The organism is Citrobacter sp. wls615 (assembly GCF_005281355.1).
Lineage (GTDB): Bacteria > Pseudomonadota > Gammaproteobacteria > Enterobacterales > Enterobacteriaceae > Citrobacter > Citrobacter werkmanii.
Window position 1 is genome coordinate 74,120 of the sequence record NZ_SZXM01000082.1, and the last position, 13,889, is coordinate 88,008.

A 13,889-nucleotide genomic window follows, 5' to 3' on the forward strand; every position below is an offset into this window, starting at 1 on the left:
GTTAAGTGTATGCAGCGTTCGGGATTCAATAACGCCAGGGTACGTCAGGCAAATAAACAGATCTTTTTGTCGCATCTATGGCGGGAAAAACAGCTTAGCAAGTCGCAGTTGGCGCAGCTCACCAGCCTGTCAATCCCGGCGGTCAGCAATATTCTTGAAGAGCTGATGGATGAAGGGAGAATCAGCCATTCGAGAGAAACCTTAAGCCAGCGCGGTTTGAGTAGCGGCAGCTATCATTTGCCAGAAACAGGCGCCTGGACGCTCTGCATCAACGTCACCCCCACCAGCATCACCAGCCAACTGGCGGACGCGCGTCTGGTGGCCGTCGGTGACTGGCACCATGAGGTCATTAATCCTGATACGCCAAAAGCGCTGCTGACAGCATTGGCGGCACACTGGCGGGAATACCATCGGCAATTTCCAGAGGTTACGATTAATCTGGCGCTAGGCGTGCACGGCCAGGTTGATCCGATTACCGGCGCATCAAAAACCATGCCTCAGGCTCCGTGGAAAACACCAGTGGAAATAAAATATCTGCTCGAGGAGATGCTTGGTGTGCAGGTCCGACTGGACAATGACTGCGTGATGCTGGCGCTGGCGGAAAAGTGGCAAAATCCGGCGGCTAAAGGTGATTTTTGTGTGATTAACGTTGATTACGGCATTGGCTCATCGTTTGTCATTAACGATAACATCTGGCGGGGCAGTTTGTATGGCAGCGGTCAGATTGGCCATACAATAATTCATCCGGACGGCGTTGGCTGTGACTGCGGTCGTTATGGGTGTCTGGAAACGGTAGCGTCATTAAGTGCACTGAAAAAGCAGGCTCGCGTGTGGATGAAATCGCAACCGGCTTCCCTATATGATCCGGAAACGTTGACCACCGACCAGCTTATTGATGCCTGGAGGCACGGAGACGTCCGCATTCAGGCGTGGGCTGAACATGCCGCCAGCGCTATTGGCCTGAGTCTTTATAACTTTTTGAATATACTGAATATTAACCAAATATGGTTATATGGGCGGAGCTGCGCATTTGGCGAGAGCTGGCTCAATACACTGGTACAACAAACCGGATTTAATCCGTTCGATCACGGCGATAACCCGCGAGCCAGGGCAACGCAGATCGGTTTCGGTAAACTGAATCGCGCTCAGCAACTCATGGGAATTGGCTATCTGTATGTAGAATCACAACTTAGCGAGCTGTAGTCGTTAATCCACAACGCTCACGGCTAAACGTTCATGCACCGTGGCGATAAAGTCGGTCAGTGCCGGTTTTAGTGCCCCCTTTTTCCACGCCATCAGCAACGCGATGGTTGGGACATCACCAATAATGGGGCGAAAAACCACCTGTCCGGTATTAAAATTATTCATATAACCGGGTATCAAAGTCACCCCCAACCCCATGCCAACCAGGTTCATGGTCACCAGAATATTGGTCGCCACCTGCACGATATTGGGCTGGCTTTTTTGCTGCTGAAACCAGTTTTTTACAATCATTGCTAACGCGCCGGAATAAGCGGGATCGGTGCCGACAAAATTGACGCCGTGCAGTTGCTGTGCCGATATCGCTTTCTCATTAGCCAGCGGATGATTCACCGGTAACACCACCACCAGCGGCTCATGAATCAGCTCCAGATAATCCAGCTCTGGGCTGTAAACCGGATGACGCATTAAGCCAACGTCCAGCTCTCCGCGCAGGATCTTCTCCTCCTGCTCGGTGGTGATTAGACTGACCAGTTCAATGTGCGTATCCGGTTGTTTTAAACGAAACAAAGGCAGCACCTTGGGCAACAGATTTACCTCTGCGGAAGGGACAAAGCCGATAGCGAAATGGTTATCTTCCTGCCCCGTTTTACGGGCGCGAACTTTGGCATTTTCCGCCTGTTCGAGGATCACCAACGCATCCTGTAAAAAACATTCACCTGCTGCCGTTAAAGCAACTTTGCGCTTGTCCCGCACCAGCAAGGGAACCCCCACGCAGGCCTCCAGATCGCGGATCTGACTGCTTAACGAGGGCTGAGAGGTATGCAGTTTTTCTGCCGCCCGGGTGAAATTCAGCGCCTGCGCCACCGCTACAAAATAGCGTAAGTGCCTCAGTTCCATGTCCCTCTCCTTGTTATCGAAAAAACGTCTCAGCTGGTAGAAATTTACTATTTCACAGATTGATAACTAACCAGCAACATCCTTAGGGCACAAAAAAAGAAGGTCAATACATCTTAGCTTTCAGGATTAAAAAATATGACCACACCCTCAAATTTAGACATCTACCAACTGATTGATACCCAACACGGTCGCGTAACCCCACGGATTTACACCGACCCTGACATTTACCAACTGGAGCTGGAACGCATCTTCGGACGCTGCTGGCTGTTTCTGGCCCACGAAAGCCAAATCCCCAAACCGGGCGATTTCTTTAACACCTATATGGGCGAAGACGCCGTGGTGGTGGTGCGCCAGAAGGACGGCAGCATCAAAGCGTTTCTCAACCAGTGCCGCCACCGCGCGATGCGCGTGAGTTACGCCGACTGCGGTAACACCCGCGCGTTTACCTGCCCGTATCACGGCTGGTCGTACGGCATTAACGGCGAACTGATCGACGTGCCGCTGGAGCCGCGCGCCTACCCACAAGGGTTGTGCAAATCCCACTGGGGGCTGAACGAAGTGCCGTGCGTCGAGAGCTACAAAGGGCTGATTTTCGGTAACTGGGATACCACCGCGCCGAATCTGCGCGATTATCTCGGCGACATCGCCTGGTATCTCGACGGCGTGCTGGATCGCCGTGAAGGCGGCACCGAAATCGTCGGCGGCGTGCAGAAATGGACCATCGACTGTAACTGGAAATTCCCCGCTGAACAGTTCGCCAGCGACCAGTATCACGCGCTGTTCAGCCACGCTTCCGCCGTGCAGGTACTGGGCGCGAAGGATGACGGCAGCGACAAACGCCTCGGAGACGGTCAAACCGCTCGCCCGGTCTGGGAAACCGCCAAAGACGCGCTGCAGTTCGGCCAGGACGGGCACGGCAGCGGCTTCTTCTTTACCGAGAAACCGGACGCCAACGTCTGGGTCGATGGCGAAGTCTCCAGCTACTATCGCGATACTTATGAAGAGGCCGAGCAGCGTCTGGGCAAGGTACGCGCGCTGCGTCTCGCCGGTCACAATAACATTTTCCCCACGCTCTCCTGGCTGAACGGCACCGCCACGCTGCGCGTCTGGCATCCGCGCGGACCGGACAAAGTCGAAGTATGGGCGTTCTGCATCGCCGATAAAGCCGCCTCTGATGATGTCAAAGCCGCTTTTGAAAACAGCGCCACCCGCGCCTTCGGCCCGGCGGGGTTCCTTGAGCAGGACGACTCGGAAAACTGGTGTGAGATTCAAAAACTGCTGAAGGGTCATCGCGCGCGCAACACCAGGTTGTGTCTTGAAATGGGACTTGGCCAGGAGAAACGTCGTGAAGACGGCATTCCGGGGATCACCAACTACATCTTTTCGGAAACCGCCGCGCGCGGTATGTATCAGCGTTGGGCCGATTTACTCAGCAGCGAAAGCTGGCAGGAAGTGCACGAGAAAACCGCCGCTTACCAGCAGGAGGTGATGAAATGAGCGCGTTAGTCTCCCCTGAGCTGCATCACCGCATCAGCCAGTTCCTGTATGAAGAAGCGCGTCTGCTGGACGACTGGCAGTTTCGCGACTGGCTGGCGCAACTGGATGAAGGCATTCGCTACACCATGCGGACCACGGTGAATGCCCAGACGCGCGACCGCCGTAAAGGCGTACAGCCGCCGACCACCTGGATTTTCAACGACAACAAAGACCAGCTTGAGCGCCGCATCGCGCGGCTGGAAACCGGCATGGCGTGGGCGGAGGAGCCGCCTTCTCGCACCCGCCACATGATCAGCAACCTGCAGGTGAGCGAAACCGACCAGCCGGACGTATTCGCCGTGCGCCTGAACTATCTGCTGTACCGCGCACAAAAAGAGCGTGACGAGACGTTCTACGTCGGCACGCGCATGGATAAAGTCCGTCGTCTGCCGGGCGACGAATGGCGCTTACTGGAGCGTGAGATCGTGCTGGATCAAGCGGTGATCACCTCCCATAACCTGAGTGTACTGTTCTGATGAGTCGTGTTTATGCCTGCCCTGTAGGGGATTTGCCGGAGGGTGAAGCGCTCCGGCTTGATACCTCGCCCGTCATCGCGCTGTTCAACGTTGGCGGCGAGTTCTATGCCATTAACGATCGCTGTAGCCACGGTAACGCCTCGATGTCGGAAGGCTATCTGGAAGACGACGCTACGGTGGAATGCCCGCTGCATGCCGCCAGCTTCTGCCTGAAAACCGGCAAGGCGTTGTGCCTGCCCGCCACCGATCCGCTAACCACTTACGCAGTATATGTGGACGGTAGCGATGTGTTTGTTGATATTCCAGAGGACGCAAGATGAGCGATTTACGCGATAACGTGGTCTTTATCACCGGCGGTGGCTCCGGCCTTGGCCTGGCGCTGGTCGAGCGTTTCATCGAAGAAGGTGCGCGGGTCGCCACGCTGGAACTGTCGCCAGCTAAAGTTGCCAGCCTGCGTCAGCGCTTTGGCGAACATGTACTGGCAATCGAAGGCAACGTCACCTGCTACGCCGACTATCAGCGCGCGGTGGATCAAATCCTGATGCATTACGGTACGCTGGACTGTTTTATCGGTAATGCGGGGATATGGGATCACAATGCCTCGCTGGTCAATACGCCTGCGGATGCGCTGGAGAGCGGCTTTCATGAGCTATTTAACGTCAACGTACTGGGTTATCTGCTGGGGGCGAAAGCCTGTGCCGCTGCGCTTATCGCCAGCGAAGGCAGCATCATCTTTACCCTGTCCAATGCGTCATGGTATCCCGGCGGCGGTGGCCCTCTGTATACCGCCAGCAAACATGCGGCTACCGGGCTGATTCGCCAGCTGGCCTACGAGCTGGCACCAAAGGTACGTGTTAACGGTGTCGGTCCATGCGGTATGGCGACAGATCTACGCGGCCCGCAGGCGCTGGGACAAAACGATACATCGATTATGCAGTCGCTGACGCCGGAAAAAATCGCCGCTATTTTGCCGCTACAGTTTTTCCCTGAGCCTGCGGATTTTACCGGCCCGTATGTGATGCTGGCGTCAAAACGCAACAACCGCACATTAAGTGGCGTAATGATCAATGCCGACGCCGGTCTGGGTATTCGCGGTATTCGTCACGTTGCCGCCGGACTGGATCTCTGAGGAGGCGTTATGATCCAAAAAATTATCGCTATCGTCGGCGGCGGTCAGGCGGCGGCTATGGCTACCGCTGCACTGCGCCAACAAGGTTTTGACGGCGAATTACACCTGTTTTCCGATGAGCAGCATCTGCCCTATGAACGCCCACCGCTCTCCAAAGCGATGCTACTGGACGACAATCCGCAACTTCAGCCGATACTCCCCGCTGACTGGTGGCGGGAACACAACGTACAGCTGCATCTGGGGGTTACTGTGCAGACGCTCGGCCGCCAAACGCATCAGCTGGTGCTGGCTAATGGGCAGAGTTATCCATGGGATCGGCTACTGATTGCGACGGGCGCTGCGGCACGCCCCCTTCCGCAACTGGATAAGCTGGGCGATCGTTGCTTCACCCTGCGCCACGCGGGAGATGCCGAGCGCCTGCGCGACAATTTATTGCCGGGCAAGTCGATTGTCATTGTCGGTGCGGGCACCATTGGTCTGGAACTGGCGGCCAGCGCGACTCAACGCGGCTGTCAGGTGACGGTGGTGGAGCTGGCGCCAACGGTTATGGGCCGCAACGCGCCTGCTCCGGTGCGCGACTACCTGCTAGCCCGCCACCAACTTGCGGGCGTGCGGGTACTGCTTAACAGCGCTATTGAGCATGCCGAAGCGGGAGAGTGTATCTCGCTCACGCTGCAAAACGGCGAAACTCTCACCGCTGATGCGGTGATCTATGGCATTGGTATTGTGGCGAACGATATGCTGGCCCGCGAAGCGGGGCTGGAGACGGCGAACGGCATTATCGTTGATGCCGCCTGCACCACCTCCGATCCCGCGATTTTCGCCGCCGGTGACGTAGCGATAACGCGCCAGGCTGACGGTTCGTTAGTACGCGTGGAAAGCTGGGAAAACGCCAATTTTCAGGCACAGGTTGCCGCCGCCGCGATGCTCAATCAACCGCAGCCAGCAGCAACGCCGGGCTGGTTCTGGACCGATCAATACAGCGATAACCTACAGTTTGTCGGGGAGATGCAGGGAGAAAGCTGGCTCGTACGTGGCGATCCTGATGCGCAGAAAGCAATATGGTTTAGTCTGCAGAATGATGTCATTGTCGGCGCAGTGACGTTGAACCAGGGCCGGGAAATGCGCTTATTGCGGAAATGGATTCAGGCAAAGAAAAAGCCGCCAGTGGCGGCTTTAGTCGATGAAACAATCTTGCTTAAGTCACTATAACTGGCGGATGTCTCTTCGTTTATCCGGCCTACACGTGAGTTACCTGTAGGCCGGATAAGGTCCGGCAATCAATGTTATTTACGCGTAAACCGGGAAGCGTGCGCAGATATCCAGCACTTTACCTTTGATGCGCTCAATTACCGCTTCATCATTGATATTGTCCAGAACATCACACATCCAGCCAGCCAGCTCTTTCACTTCCGCTTCTTTAAAGCCACGGCGAGTAACAGCCGGAGAACCGATACGGATACCGGAAGTCACAAACGGGCTCTTCGGATCGTTCGGTACGCTGTTTTTGTTGACGGTGATGTTAGCACGACCCAGTGCGGCGTCGGCTTCTTTACCGGTCAGGTTTTTATCAACCAGATCCAGCAGGAACAGGTGGTTTTCAGTCCCACCAGAAACTACTTTGTAGCCGCGGTTCAGGAACACTTCCACCATCGCTTTGGCGTTTTTCGCAACCTGCTGCTGGTAAACTTTGAACTCTGGCTCCATCGCTTCTTTCAGCGCCACGGCTTTCGCCGCGATCACGTGCATCAGCGGGCCGCCCTGCGCGCTTGGGAACACAGCGGAGTTCAGTTTTTTGTACAGCTCTTCGTCACCGCCTTTTGCCAGGATCAGGCCACCGCGCGGACCCGCCAGGGTTTTGTGGGTGGTGGTGGTCACAACGTGAGCGTGCGGAACCGGGTTCGGGTAAACGCCAGCGGCAATCAGACCGGCAACGTGCGCCATGTCGACGAACAGGTATGCGCCGATGCTGTCAGCGATTTCACGCATTTTTGCCCAGTCAACCACGCCGGAGTAGGCAGAGAAGCCACCGATGATCATTTTCGGCTTGTGCTCTTTGGCCTGCTTCGCCATGTCTTCGTAGTCAATTTTACCGGACTCATCAATGCCGTAAGGAATGATGTTGTACAGTTTGCCGGAAAAGTTAACCGGGGAGCCGTGAGTCAGGTGGCCGCCCTGCGCCAGGTTCATACCCAGCACGGTATCGCCCGGCTGCAGCAGCGCGGTGTAGACAGCGAAGTTAGCCTGAGAGCCAGAGTGCGGCTGGACGTTAGCGTAGTCTGCGCCAAACAGCTCTTTCGCGCGATCGATAGCCAGTTGCTCAACGATATCAACGTATTCGCAACCGCCGTAGTAGCGCTTGCCCGGATAACCTTCAGCGTATTTGTTGGTCAGCTGAGAACCCTGCGCCTGCATTACACGCGGGCTGGTATAGTTTTCGGAGGCGATCAGTTCGATGTGCTCTTCCTGACGTACTTTTTCCTGCTCCATAGCCTGCCACAGTTCGGCATCATAATCGGCAATGTTCATTTCACGCTTTAACATCCGCATCTCCTGACTCAGCTAACAATAGAATTTCGGCCTAAAAAGGCAGTCCCGTTGGACGACGGCCAACAGTATAACCGAATCATTCTTCGATAACAGGTCTTGACAAAGGATTTTACGCAAACGATTACCTTCGCGGCACACAAGGCTTTGGAGAACAAAGGTCTGCTGAATTTCAACGGATTTCTTTTCAGGTTTGTGATGCAGATTTTTCACGATGTAACCTTTACAACGCAAAGTTACAAAGAACCATTTACAATGCAGGGGTATTTTTTATAAGATGCATTTGACATACATCATTAAAGTTTCAGATAAAGGAAGACCGTATGCTTGACGCACAAACCATCGCTACAGTGAAAGCCACCATTCCCCTGCTGGTTGAAACAGGTCCGAAACTGACCGCCCATTTCTACGATCGCATGTTTACGCATAACCCAGAGCTGAAAGAAATTTTCAACATGAGTAACCAGCGCAATGGCGATCAGCGTGAAGCGCTGTTTAACGCCATTGCCGCGTATGCCAGCAACATCGACAACCTGGCAGCGCTGTTGCCAGCCGTTGAGAAAATCGCGCAGAAACATACCAGCTTCCAGATTAAACCAGAGCAGTACAACATCGTAGGAAGTCACCTGCTGGCCACGCTGGACGAAATGTTCAGCCCGGGCCAGGAAGTGCTGGATGCGTGGGGCAAAGCATACGGCGTGCTGGCGGGCGTGTTTATTAACCGTGAAGCGCAAATCTACAGCGAAAACGCCAGCAAAACCGGCGGTTGGGAAGGTACGCGTCCTTTCCGTATCGTGGCGAAAACGCCGCAAAGCCGCGCGATTACCAGCTTTGAGTTTGAACCCGTCGACGGCGGCGCAGTGGCTGAATACCATCCGGGTCAATACCTGGGCGTCTGGCTGAAACCAGAAGGTTTCCCGCATCAGGAAATTCGTCAGTACTCACTGACCCGTAAACCCGATGGCAAAGGCTACCGTATTGCCGTGAAGCGCGAGGATGGTGGTCAGGTTTCAACCTGGCTGCATAACCACGCCAATGTCGGCGATGTGGTTCACCTGGCCGCGCCTGCAGGCGATTTCTTTATGGACGTCGCGACCGATACGCCGGTGTCGCTGATTTCCGCAGGCGTGGGTCAGACCCCGATGCTGGCGATGCTGGATACGCTGGCGAAGGCCAATCATATGGCGCAGGTAAACTGGTTCCACGCGGCGGAAAATGGCGATGTACATGCTTTCGCCGATGAAGTAAAAGCACTTGGCGAAACGCTACCACGCTTTAGCGCACATACCTGGTATCGTGAGCCAACCGAAGCCGATCGCGCGAAAGGTGCGTTTGATAGTATTGGTCTGATGGATCTGAACAAACTGGAAGGGACCATCAGCGATCCGGCAATGCAGTTTTATCTGTGCGGCCCGGTCGGCTTTATGCAGTTCGCCGCGAAGCAACTGGTCGGTCTGGGCGTGAAAAACGAGAACATTCATTACGAATGCTTTGGCCCGCATAAAGTATTGTAATTACGTCATGCCGCATGGCGCTGCGCTTATCCGGCCTACGGGATGTTGTAGGTCGGATAAGGTGACACCGCCCATCCGGCAAGCATGACGCGGCTTAGATTGCCGCGTCGTCTTCTTCACCGGTACGAATACGAATAACGCGCGCCACGTCGAAAACAAAAATCTTACCGTCACCGATTTTACCGGTCTGCGCGGTACGAATAATGGTGTCAACGCAGGTATCGACGATGTCGTCGGGAACCACAATTTCAATTTTTACCTTCGGCAGAAAATCCACCATGTATTCCGCACCACGGTACAACTCGGTATGGCCTTTCTGGCGGCCAAACCCTTTCACTTCTGTCACTGTCATACCGGTAATGCCGACTTCAGCCAGCGCTTCACGGACGTCGTCCAGCTTGAAAGGTTTAATAATCGCATCAATCTTTTTCATGCTATTCCTTGAAAAGGTCGCCTGTCTTTTGATCGAATAAAACTAACATAATCCGCAGATTTATTCTTTGAAATCGTTTGCATCCAGCTCATGGCGAGAGAGCAACTTGTAGAATTCGGTGCGGTTGCGCCCCGCCATTCGCGCCGCGTGGGTCACATTGCCTTTTGTGATTTGCAGCAGCTTGCGCAGGTAGTTGAGTTCAAACTGATTGCGCGCTTCAACAAACGTCGGCAGCGCGGTGTTCTCCCCTTCCAGGGCCTGCTCCACCAGCGCATCGCTGATCACCGGCGAAGAGGTCAAGGCCACGCACTGCTCGATCACGTTGACCAACTGACGCACGTTGCCCGGCCAACTGGCGGTCATCAAGCGCTTCATGGCGTCGGTAGAAAAGGCGCGCACAAACGGCTTATGCCGTTCTGCAGACTGACGCAGCAGATGGTTTGCCAGCAACGGAATATCTTCCGTACGCTCGGCCAGCGCCGGGATCTTCAGGCTTACCACGTTGAGGCGATAATACAAATCTTCGCGAAACTCGCCCCGCGCCATCGCTTTCGGCAGGTCGCGGTGGGTAGCGGATATAATGCGCACATCAATGTCGATATCGCGGTTACTGCCCAGCGGCCTGACCTTGCGCTCCTGTAAAACGCGCAGCAATTTGACCTGTAACGGCGCGGGCATATCGCCAATCTCATCAAGAAACAGCGTCCCGCCTTCCGCCGCCTGAAACAGGCCCTCACGATTGCTTACCGCCCCGGTAAAGGCACCGCGCGCATGGCCAAACAGTTCGGACTCCAGCAGTTGTTCCGGTAACGCGCCACAGTTAATGGCAATAAAAGGCTTGTGACTACGCGGGCTGGCATTATGAATCGCCTGGGCAAACACCTCTTTCCCGGTTCCGCTCTGACCGTTAATCAATACGCTAACATCTGATTGCGCGACCATCCGCGCCTGTTCTAACAAACGCAGCATCAGCGGACTGCGGGTGACGATGGACTCACGCCAGCTGTCATCCGTGGCTGGCGCAGACTGTTCCAATGCGCCATCAATCGCCTGGTATAACGCGTCTTTATCAACTGGCTTGGTGAGAAAACTGAACACCCCTTGCTGCGTCGCGGCAACGGCGTCAGGGATGGAACCGTGAGCAGTGAGGATAATAACCGGCATTCCAGGCTGCACTTTCTGGATTTCAGTAAACAGCTGCATGCCGTCCATTTCATCCATGCGCAGGTCACTGATAACCAGATCCACTTTTTCGCGGTTCAGCACCCGTAACCCTTCCTGCCCACTTTCTGCGGTTACGACGCTGTAGCCTTCGCTGATCAGTCGCATACCGAGCAATTTCAACAGGCCCGGATCGTCATCCACCAGCAGCAGATGTGCGGGCTTACGGCTTATCATGGTGTGACCTCATCGGCAGATGGCGCAGTGCCATCCTCGTTATCAGGCGTGGTGAGTTTATCATTTCCGTGCGGCGCGTCAGGATTGTAGCTGCCGGCAGGTTTGCGCGTGGAAAGCTGACGTTCTATATCGGTCAGATTTTCCAGCTTACGGGTTGTGAGATCGAGCTGGGACTGCAAATGCTGCTGCTGTTGACGCAGAGTATCCAGATCGCTGTCCGATGTTTGCTGGAGTTTGCTGTAGCGCATACGCTCTTCGGCAAGCTGTAATTGTAGCGTTTGGCTGCTGAGCCAGACCTGATACAGGGGTCTGACTTGCGGCGGAATTTGTGGACTTAATGCCTCAAGGCGCGAAACAGCTTCCCGCCTTTCAGGTGGCGTAATGTTAGCGTTATCCAGCAGAATCCCGCGTCTGAAAGCCCCCTGCCAGGTATCTGGCATCATCATACTGGCTTCACTGCGCGCCTGCACCGGCATCAGGCGATTGGCGCAATCCATGGCCCGCAGCCAGTACAGTGGATTAGTCTCTGTGGGCTGGCCCGCCAGTGACCAGATATCCGTACACTCGGTTGCAAGATAGTCCGCCAGTTGGTAAGGCGGGATTTTCTCCTGCGAGGGATCGCCGGTAACATGATTCACCGCATTCGGCACGCACCCGGCCAGCGCCAGACACGGCAGGCTCATAAGCATGACTCGACGGAAAAAATGTCGTTTAAGCATTCGGACAACAACGTGTGGCATACTCACCAGACTTAGGTTTATTTTAGTGATTTTTTGCAGCAGATAGCGGCAATTCTATGCGAAAGCAAACGCTTTGCGCATAGTCATCAACCAGATACAGTTTGCCTCGCATACGGCGGATGCAATCTCTGGCAATGCTCAGCCCCAACCCGCTTCCTTTTACCGCCCCTTTTCGCTGATGGCTACCCTGGAAAAAAGGCTCGAAGATCATGGTCTGTTCTGCTTCTGGAATCGGTGTACCGGTATTCGTTATATCGATGTATACCGTTGAGCCATGCAAACTGCTGCGGATCCAAATGTTACCGGATTCAGCGCCATAGTGCACCGCATTGGAATAAAGATTGTCCAGCACGCTCATCAACAGCATCGGTTCTGCCAGGCAGGTGTTCGCCTCAAGCGCTACCTCAGTATGTATCATTTTGCCGCGAGCGGGCAGACTATGTGCAGAAACAACGCTTTCAACCAGCGGCGCGATTTCCACACTCTCAAGCTCAACCTCGTCATCCGCCAGCTTACGGTTGTAATCAAGAAGCTGCTCAATCAGTTTTTGCAGGTTACGGCTGCTGTCATCCAGAATACCGACCACCTCTTTTTGCTCCGGCGTTAGCGGTCCCACAACCTGATCGGCCAGCAACTCCGTCCCTTCGCGCATACTCGCCAGCGGCGTTTTCAGCTCATGGGAAAGATGACGTAAAAACTGATGCCGTTGCGACTCAAGCCAGGAAAGACGTTCGCTCAACCAGATAATGCGCTGACCGACAGACCTCAGCTCACGCGGCCCGGTAAATAATACGCTGTCGCCCAGTGAACGCCCTTCCCCCAGCCGATTGATCATCCTTTCTATGCCTTTCACCGGGCCGATAATCATGCGAGTGAACAGCAGTACCATCGCCAGACTGACGAGAAACAGCACCAGCGCCTGCCAGCCAAAGAACTGCCCACGTTCGGCAATTTCCTGCTGTAGCTGCTGGCCACGAGAAAAGACCACGGTGCGCGTTGCTTGTACCATCTCGGTATTGGCATTGGCGAACGCTTCCAGCCGGGCTGCCGCTACGCTATCTGGACCGCTGTTATTGCACTGTAATTGCGCGAGGTCGTTGAGATCCTGACGTAATGCCTGATAAAGCTTGGTATCCGGCAACACGCCCGCATGCGCATCCAGCATGTCGCTATAGCGTTTACGCTGACTCTGGTAGACCTTTGCCAACGTTGAATCATCAAGCACACAATACTGCCGGTAGCTACGCTCCATCTCCAGCGCTGCGTTGGTCATCGCCTCACTGCGTCTGGCGTCAATCAGCGTGGTGCGGTTCGTCAGCGCCGCCTGCGCGCTCAAAGCATTCAGGCTTTGCCACGCCTGCCAGGCCAGAACTAACAACGGCAGCAGAATCAGCAAGAATGCCAACATAACCAATTGACGTAAAGATCGGGGGAAAACTGACCAGCGCTTCAAGGCGTTACTCTCATTGGACAGGAATAACTTGATGCTAACTGAGGGGAACGCCAGATACAACAAAGCCGGGATTAACCCGGCTTTGTTGTGAAATAAGGCGGTGCCTAACTCGACGTTTCGCCCGGAGGTTGATATGAGCCATGCTAATATCAGATGTTGGACGGCAGGCACCTTGTTGTGCGTCATTCGAAGTTTATGTAGCGCTTCCCGAAGGGGCTGACATAAGAAGGTGAATGAGCCACTGGTTAATATTATGCAGTATCTGTGCCAATATTCAAAACACTTTGTTAACACAATGATAGATATGAAAAATATCGTTATTCACGTTAAAAATGGTTCTGCCGTTTTTTTGCACTTCCTGTCGCCAATCAGCAACACCTGTAGCACATAAAAACAAAACCATTTTAAATCAAATAGTTAAACGTCTCTTTTTGGCGACAGCCTACTCCCACCTATGTCGGGGTTTCCCGACACTTTAATTTTGCGGTGCAAGCGCTGAGTTTATTGCCGGATGGCGGCGTACAGAGAGACAGGCAAATAAATATCCTCCGGCATAGCCGGAG

At 54.4% G+C, this 13,889-nt stretch carries 13 protein-coding genes; 7 read left to right on the plus strand and 6 right to left on the minus strand.

Annotation, left to right across the window (positions count from 1 at the left end):
* The first annotated feature begins 9 nt into the window (after nucleotides 1–9).
* The gene (locus FDX04_RS20355; RefSeq protein WP_137371398.1) at nucleotides 10–1,203 is read left to right on the plus strand and encodes an ROK family transcriptional regulator; all 1,194 of its coding nucleotides are present in this window, start codon (nucleotides 10–12) and stop codon (nucleotides 1,201–1,203) included.
* A gap of 3 nt (nucleotides 1,204–1,206) precedes the next feature.
* Here the strand turns inward: FDX04_RS20355 and hcaR are convergent, their stop codons facing one another.
* Nucleotides 1,207–2,100 (minus strand): DNA-binding transcriptional regulator HcaR, encoded by an 894-nt coding sequence (gene hcaR / locus FDX04_RS20360; RefSeq protein ID WP_042306706.1) that lies wholly within the window; start codon nucleotides 2,098–2,100, stop codon nucleotides 1,207–1,209.
* Between the two features lie 135 nt (nucleotides 2,101–2,235).
* Here hcaR and hcaE point away from each other — a divergent pair, with 135 nt between their 5' ends.
* The 5 genes from hcaE to hcaD are packed head-to-tail and all read left to right on the plus strand — an operon-like array spanning nucleotide 2,236 to nucleotide 6,453.
* A complete protein-coding gene (hcaE, locus tag FDX04_RS20365) occupies nucleotides 2,236–3,597 on the plus strand; it encodes a 3-phenylpropionate/cinnamic acid dioxygenase subunit alpha (protein ID WP_137371399.1) in 1,362 nt (453 codons plus the stop codon).
* Nucleotides 3,594–4,112 carry a 3-phenylpropionate/cinnamic acid dioxygenase subunit beta gene (hcaF, locus tag FDX04_RS20370; RefSeq protein WP_137371400.1) on the plus strand — a complete coding sequence of 173 codons (519 nt, stop codon included), beginning with the start codon at nucleotides 3,594–3,596 and terminating at the stop codon, nucleotides 4,110–4,112. The genes hcaE and hcaF overlap by 4 nt, the downstream gene beginning before the upstream one ends.
* Nucleotides 4,112–4,432 (plus strand): 3-phenylpropionate/cinnamic acid dioxygenase ferredoxin subunit, encoded by a 321-nt coding sequence (gene hcaC / locus FDX04_RS20375; RefSeq protein ID WP_003037633.1) that lies wholly within the window; start codon nucleotides 4,112–4,114, stop codon nucleotides 4,430–4,432. Before hcaF ends, hcaC begins: the two co-directional genes overlap by 1 nt.
* Complete coding sequence (hcaB, locus tag FDX04_RS20380) at nucleotides 4,429–5,241, plus strand: 3-phenylpropionate-dihydrodiol/cinnamic acid-dihydrodiol dehydrogenase (protein ID WP_079939485.1); 813 nt, start codon at nucleotides 4,429–4,431, stop codon at nucleotides 5,239–5,241. The genes hcaC and hcaB overlap by 4 nt, the downstream gene beginning before the upstream one ends.
* 9 nt (nucleotides 5,242–5,250) lie before the next feature.
* Complete coding sequence (hcaD, locus tag FDX04_RS20385) at nucleotides 5,251–6,453, plus strand: phenylpropionate dioxygenase ferredoxin reductase subunit (protein ID WP_137371401.1); 1,203 nt, start codon at nucleotides 5,251–5,253, stop codon at nucleotides 6,451–6,453.
* Nucleotides 6,454–6,531: 78 nt separating this feature from the next.
* Here the strand turns inward: hcaD and glyA are convergent, their stop codons facing one another.
* On the minus strand, nucleotides 6,532–7,785 hold the full coding sequence (gene glyA, locus FDX04_RS20390) for a serine hydroxymethyltransferase (RefSeq protein ID WP_032939458.1): 1,254 nt from the start codon (nucleotides 7,783–7,785) through the stop codon (nucleotides 6,532–6,534).
* Between the two features lie 326 nt (nucleotides 7,786–8,111).
* Between glyA and hmpA the strand changes: the two genes are divergently transcribed.
* Nucleotides 8,112–9,302, plus strand: coding sequence for an NO-inducible flavohemoprotein (gene hmpA, locus FDX04_RS20395; RefSeq protein WP_137360557.1), 1,191 nt, complete (start codon nucleotides 8,112–8,114; stop codon nucleotides 9,300–9,302).
* Nucleotides 9,303–9,396: 94 nt separating this feature from the next.
* On the opposite strand, the gene glnB is transcribed toward hmpA, so the two are convergent.
* The 4 genes from glnB to qseE are packed head-to-tail and all read right to left on the minus strand — an operon-like array spanning nucleotide 9,397 to nucleotide 13,326.
* On the minus strand, nucleotides 9,397–9,735 hold the full coding sequence (glnB, locus tag FDX04_RS20400; protein WP_000717694.1) for a nitrogen regulatory protein P-II: 339 nt from the start codon (nucleotides 9,733–9,735) through the stop codon (nucleotides 9,397–9,399).
* A gap of 60 nt (nucleotides 9,736–9,795) precedes the next feature.
* Nucleotides 9,796–11,130 (minus strand): two-component system response regulator GlrR, encoded by a 1,335-nt coding sequence (gene glrR, locus FDX04_RS20405; RefSeq protein ID WP_305764113.1) that lies wholly within the window; start codon nucleotides 11,128–11,130, stop codon nucleotides 9,796–9,798.
* Nucleotides 11,130–11,873, minus strand: coding sequence for a two-component system QseEF-associated lipoprotein QseG (qseG, locus tag FDX04_RS20410; RefSeq protein WP_137360555.1), 744 nt, complete (start codon nucleotides 11,871–11,873; stop codon nucleotides 11,130–11,132). Before qseG ends, glrR begins: the two co-directional genes overlap by 1 nt.
* A 22-nt stretch (nucleotides 11,874–11,895) precedes the next feature.
* Nucleotides 11,896–13,326, minus strand: coding sequence for a two component system sensor histidine kinase QseE/GlrK (qseE, locus tag FDX04_RS20415; protein ID WP_137349370.1), 1,431 nt, complete (start codon nucleotides 13,324–13,326; stop codon nucleotides 11,896–11,898).
* Nucleotides 13,327–13,889 lie beyond the last annotated feature (563 nt).

Excerpts from the sequence above, each read along its gene's own strand:
- FDX04_RS20355 (WP_137371398.1), top strand. The coding sequence starts at position 10 with ATGCAGCGTTCGGGATTCAATAACGCCAGGGTACGTCAGGCAAATAAA.
- hcaR (WP_042306706.1), bottom strand. The coding sequence starts at position 2,100 with ATGGAACTGAGGCACTTACGCTATTTTGTAGCGGTGGCGCAGGCGCTG.
- hcaE (WP_137371399.1), top strand. The coding sequence starts at position 2,236 with ATGACCACACCCTCAAATTTAGACATCTACCAACTGATTGATACCCAA.
- hcaF (WP_137371400.1), top strand. The coding sequence starts at position 3,594 with ATGAGCGCGTTAGTCTCCCCTGAGCTGCATCACCGCATCAGCCAGTTC.
- hcaC (WP_003037633.1), top strand. The coding sequence starts at position 4,112 with ATGAGTCGTGTTTATGCCTGCCCTGTAGGGGATTTGCCGGAGGGTGAA.
- hcaB (WP_079939485.1), top strand. The coding sequence starts at position 4,429 with ATGAGCGATTTACGCGATAACGTGGTCTTTATCACCGGCGGTGGCTCC.
- hcaD (WP_137371401.1), top strand. The coding sequence starts at position 5,251 with ATGATCCAAAAAATTATCGCTATCGTCGGCGGCGGTCAGGCGGCGGCT.
- glyA (WP_032939458.1), bottom strand. The coding sequence starts at position 7,785 with ATGTTAAAGCGTGAAATGAACATTGCCGATTATGATGCCGAACTGTGG.
- hmpA (WP_137360557.1), top strand. The coding sequence starts at position 8,112 with ATGCTTGACGCACAAACCATCGCTACAGTGAAAGCCACCATTCCCCTG.
- glnB (WP_000717694.1), bottom strand. The coding sequence starts at position 9,735 with ATGAAAAAGATTGATGCGATTATTAAACCTTTCAAGCTGGACGACGTC.
- qseG (WP_137360555.1), bottom strand. The coding sequence starts at position 11,873 with ATGCCACACGTTGTTGTCCGAATGCTTAAACGACATTTTTTCCGTCGA.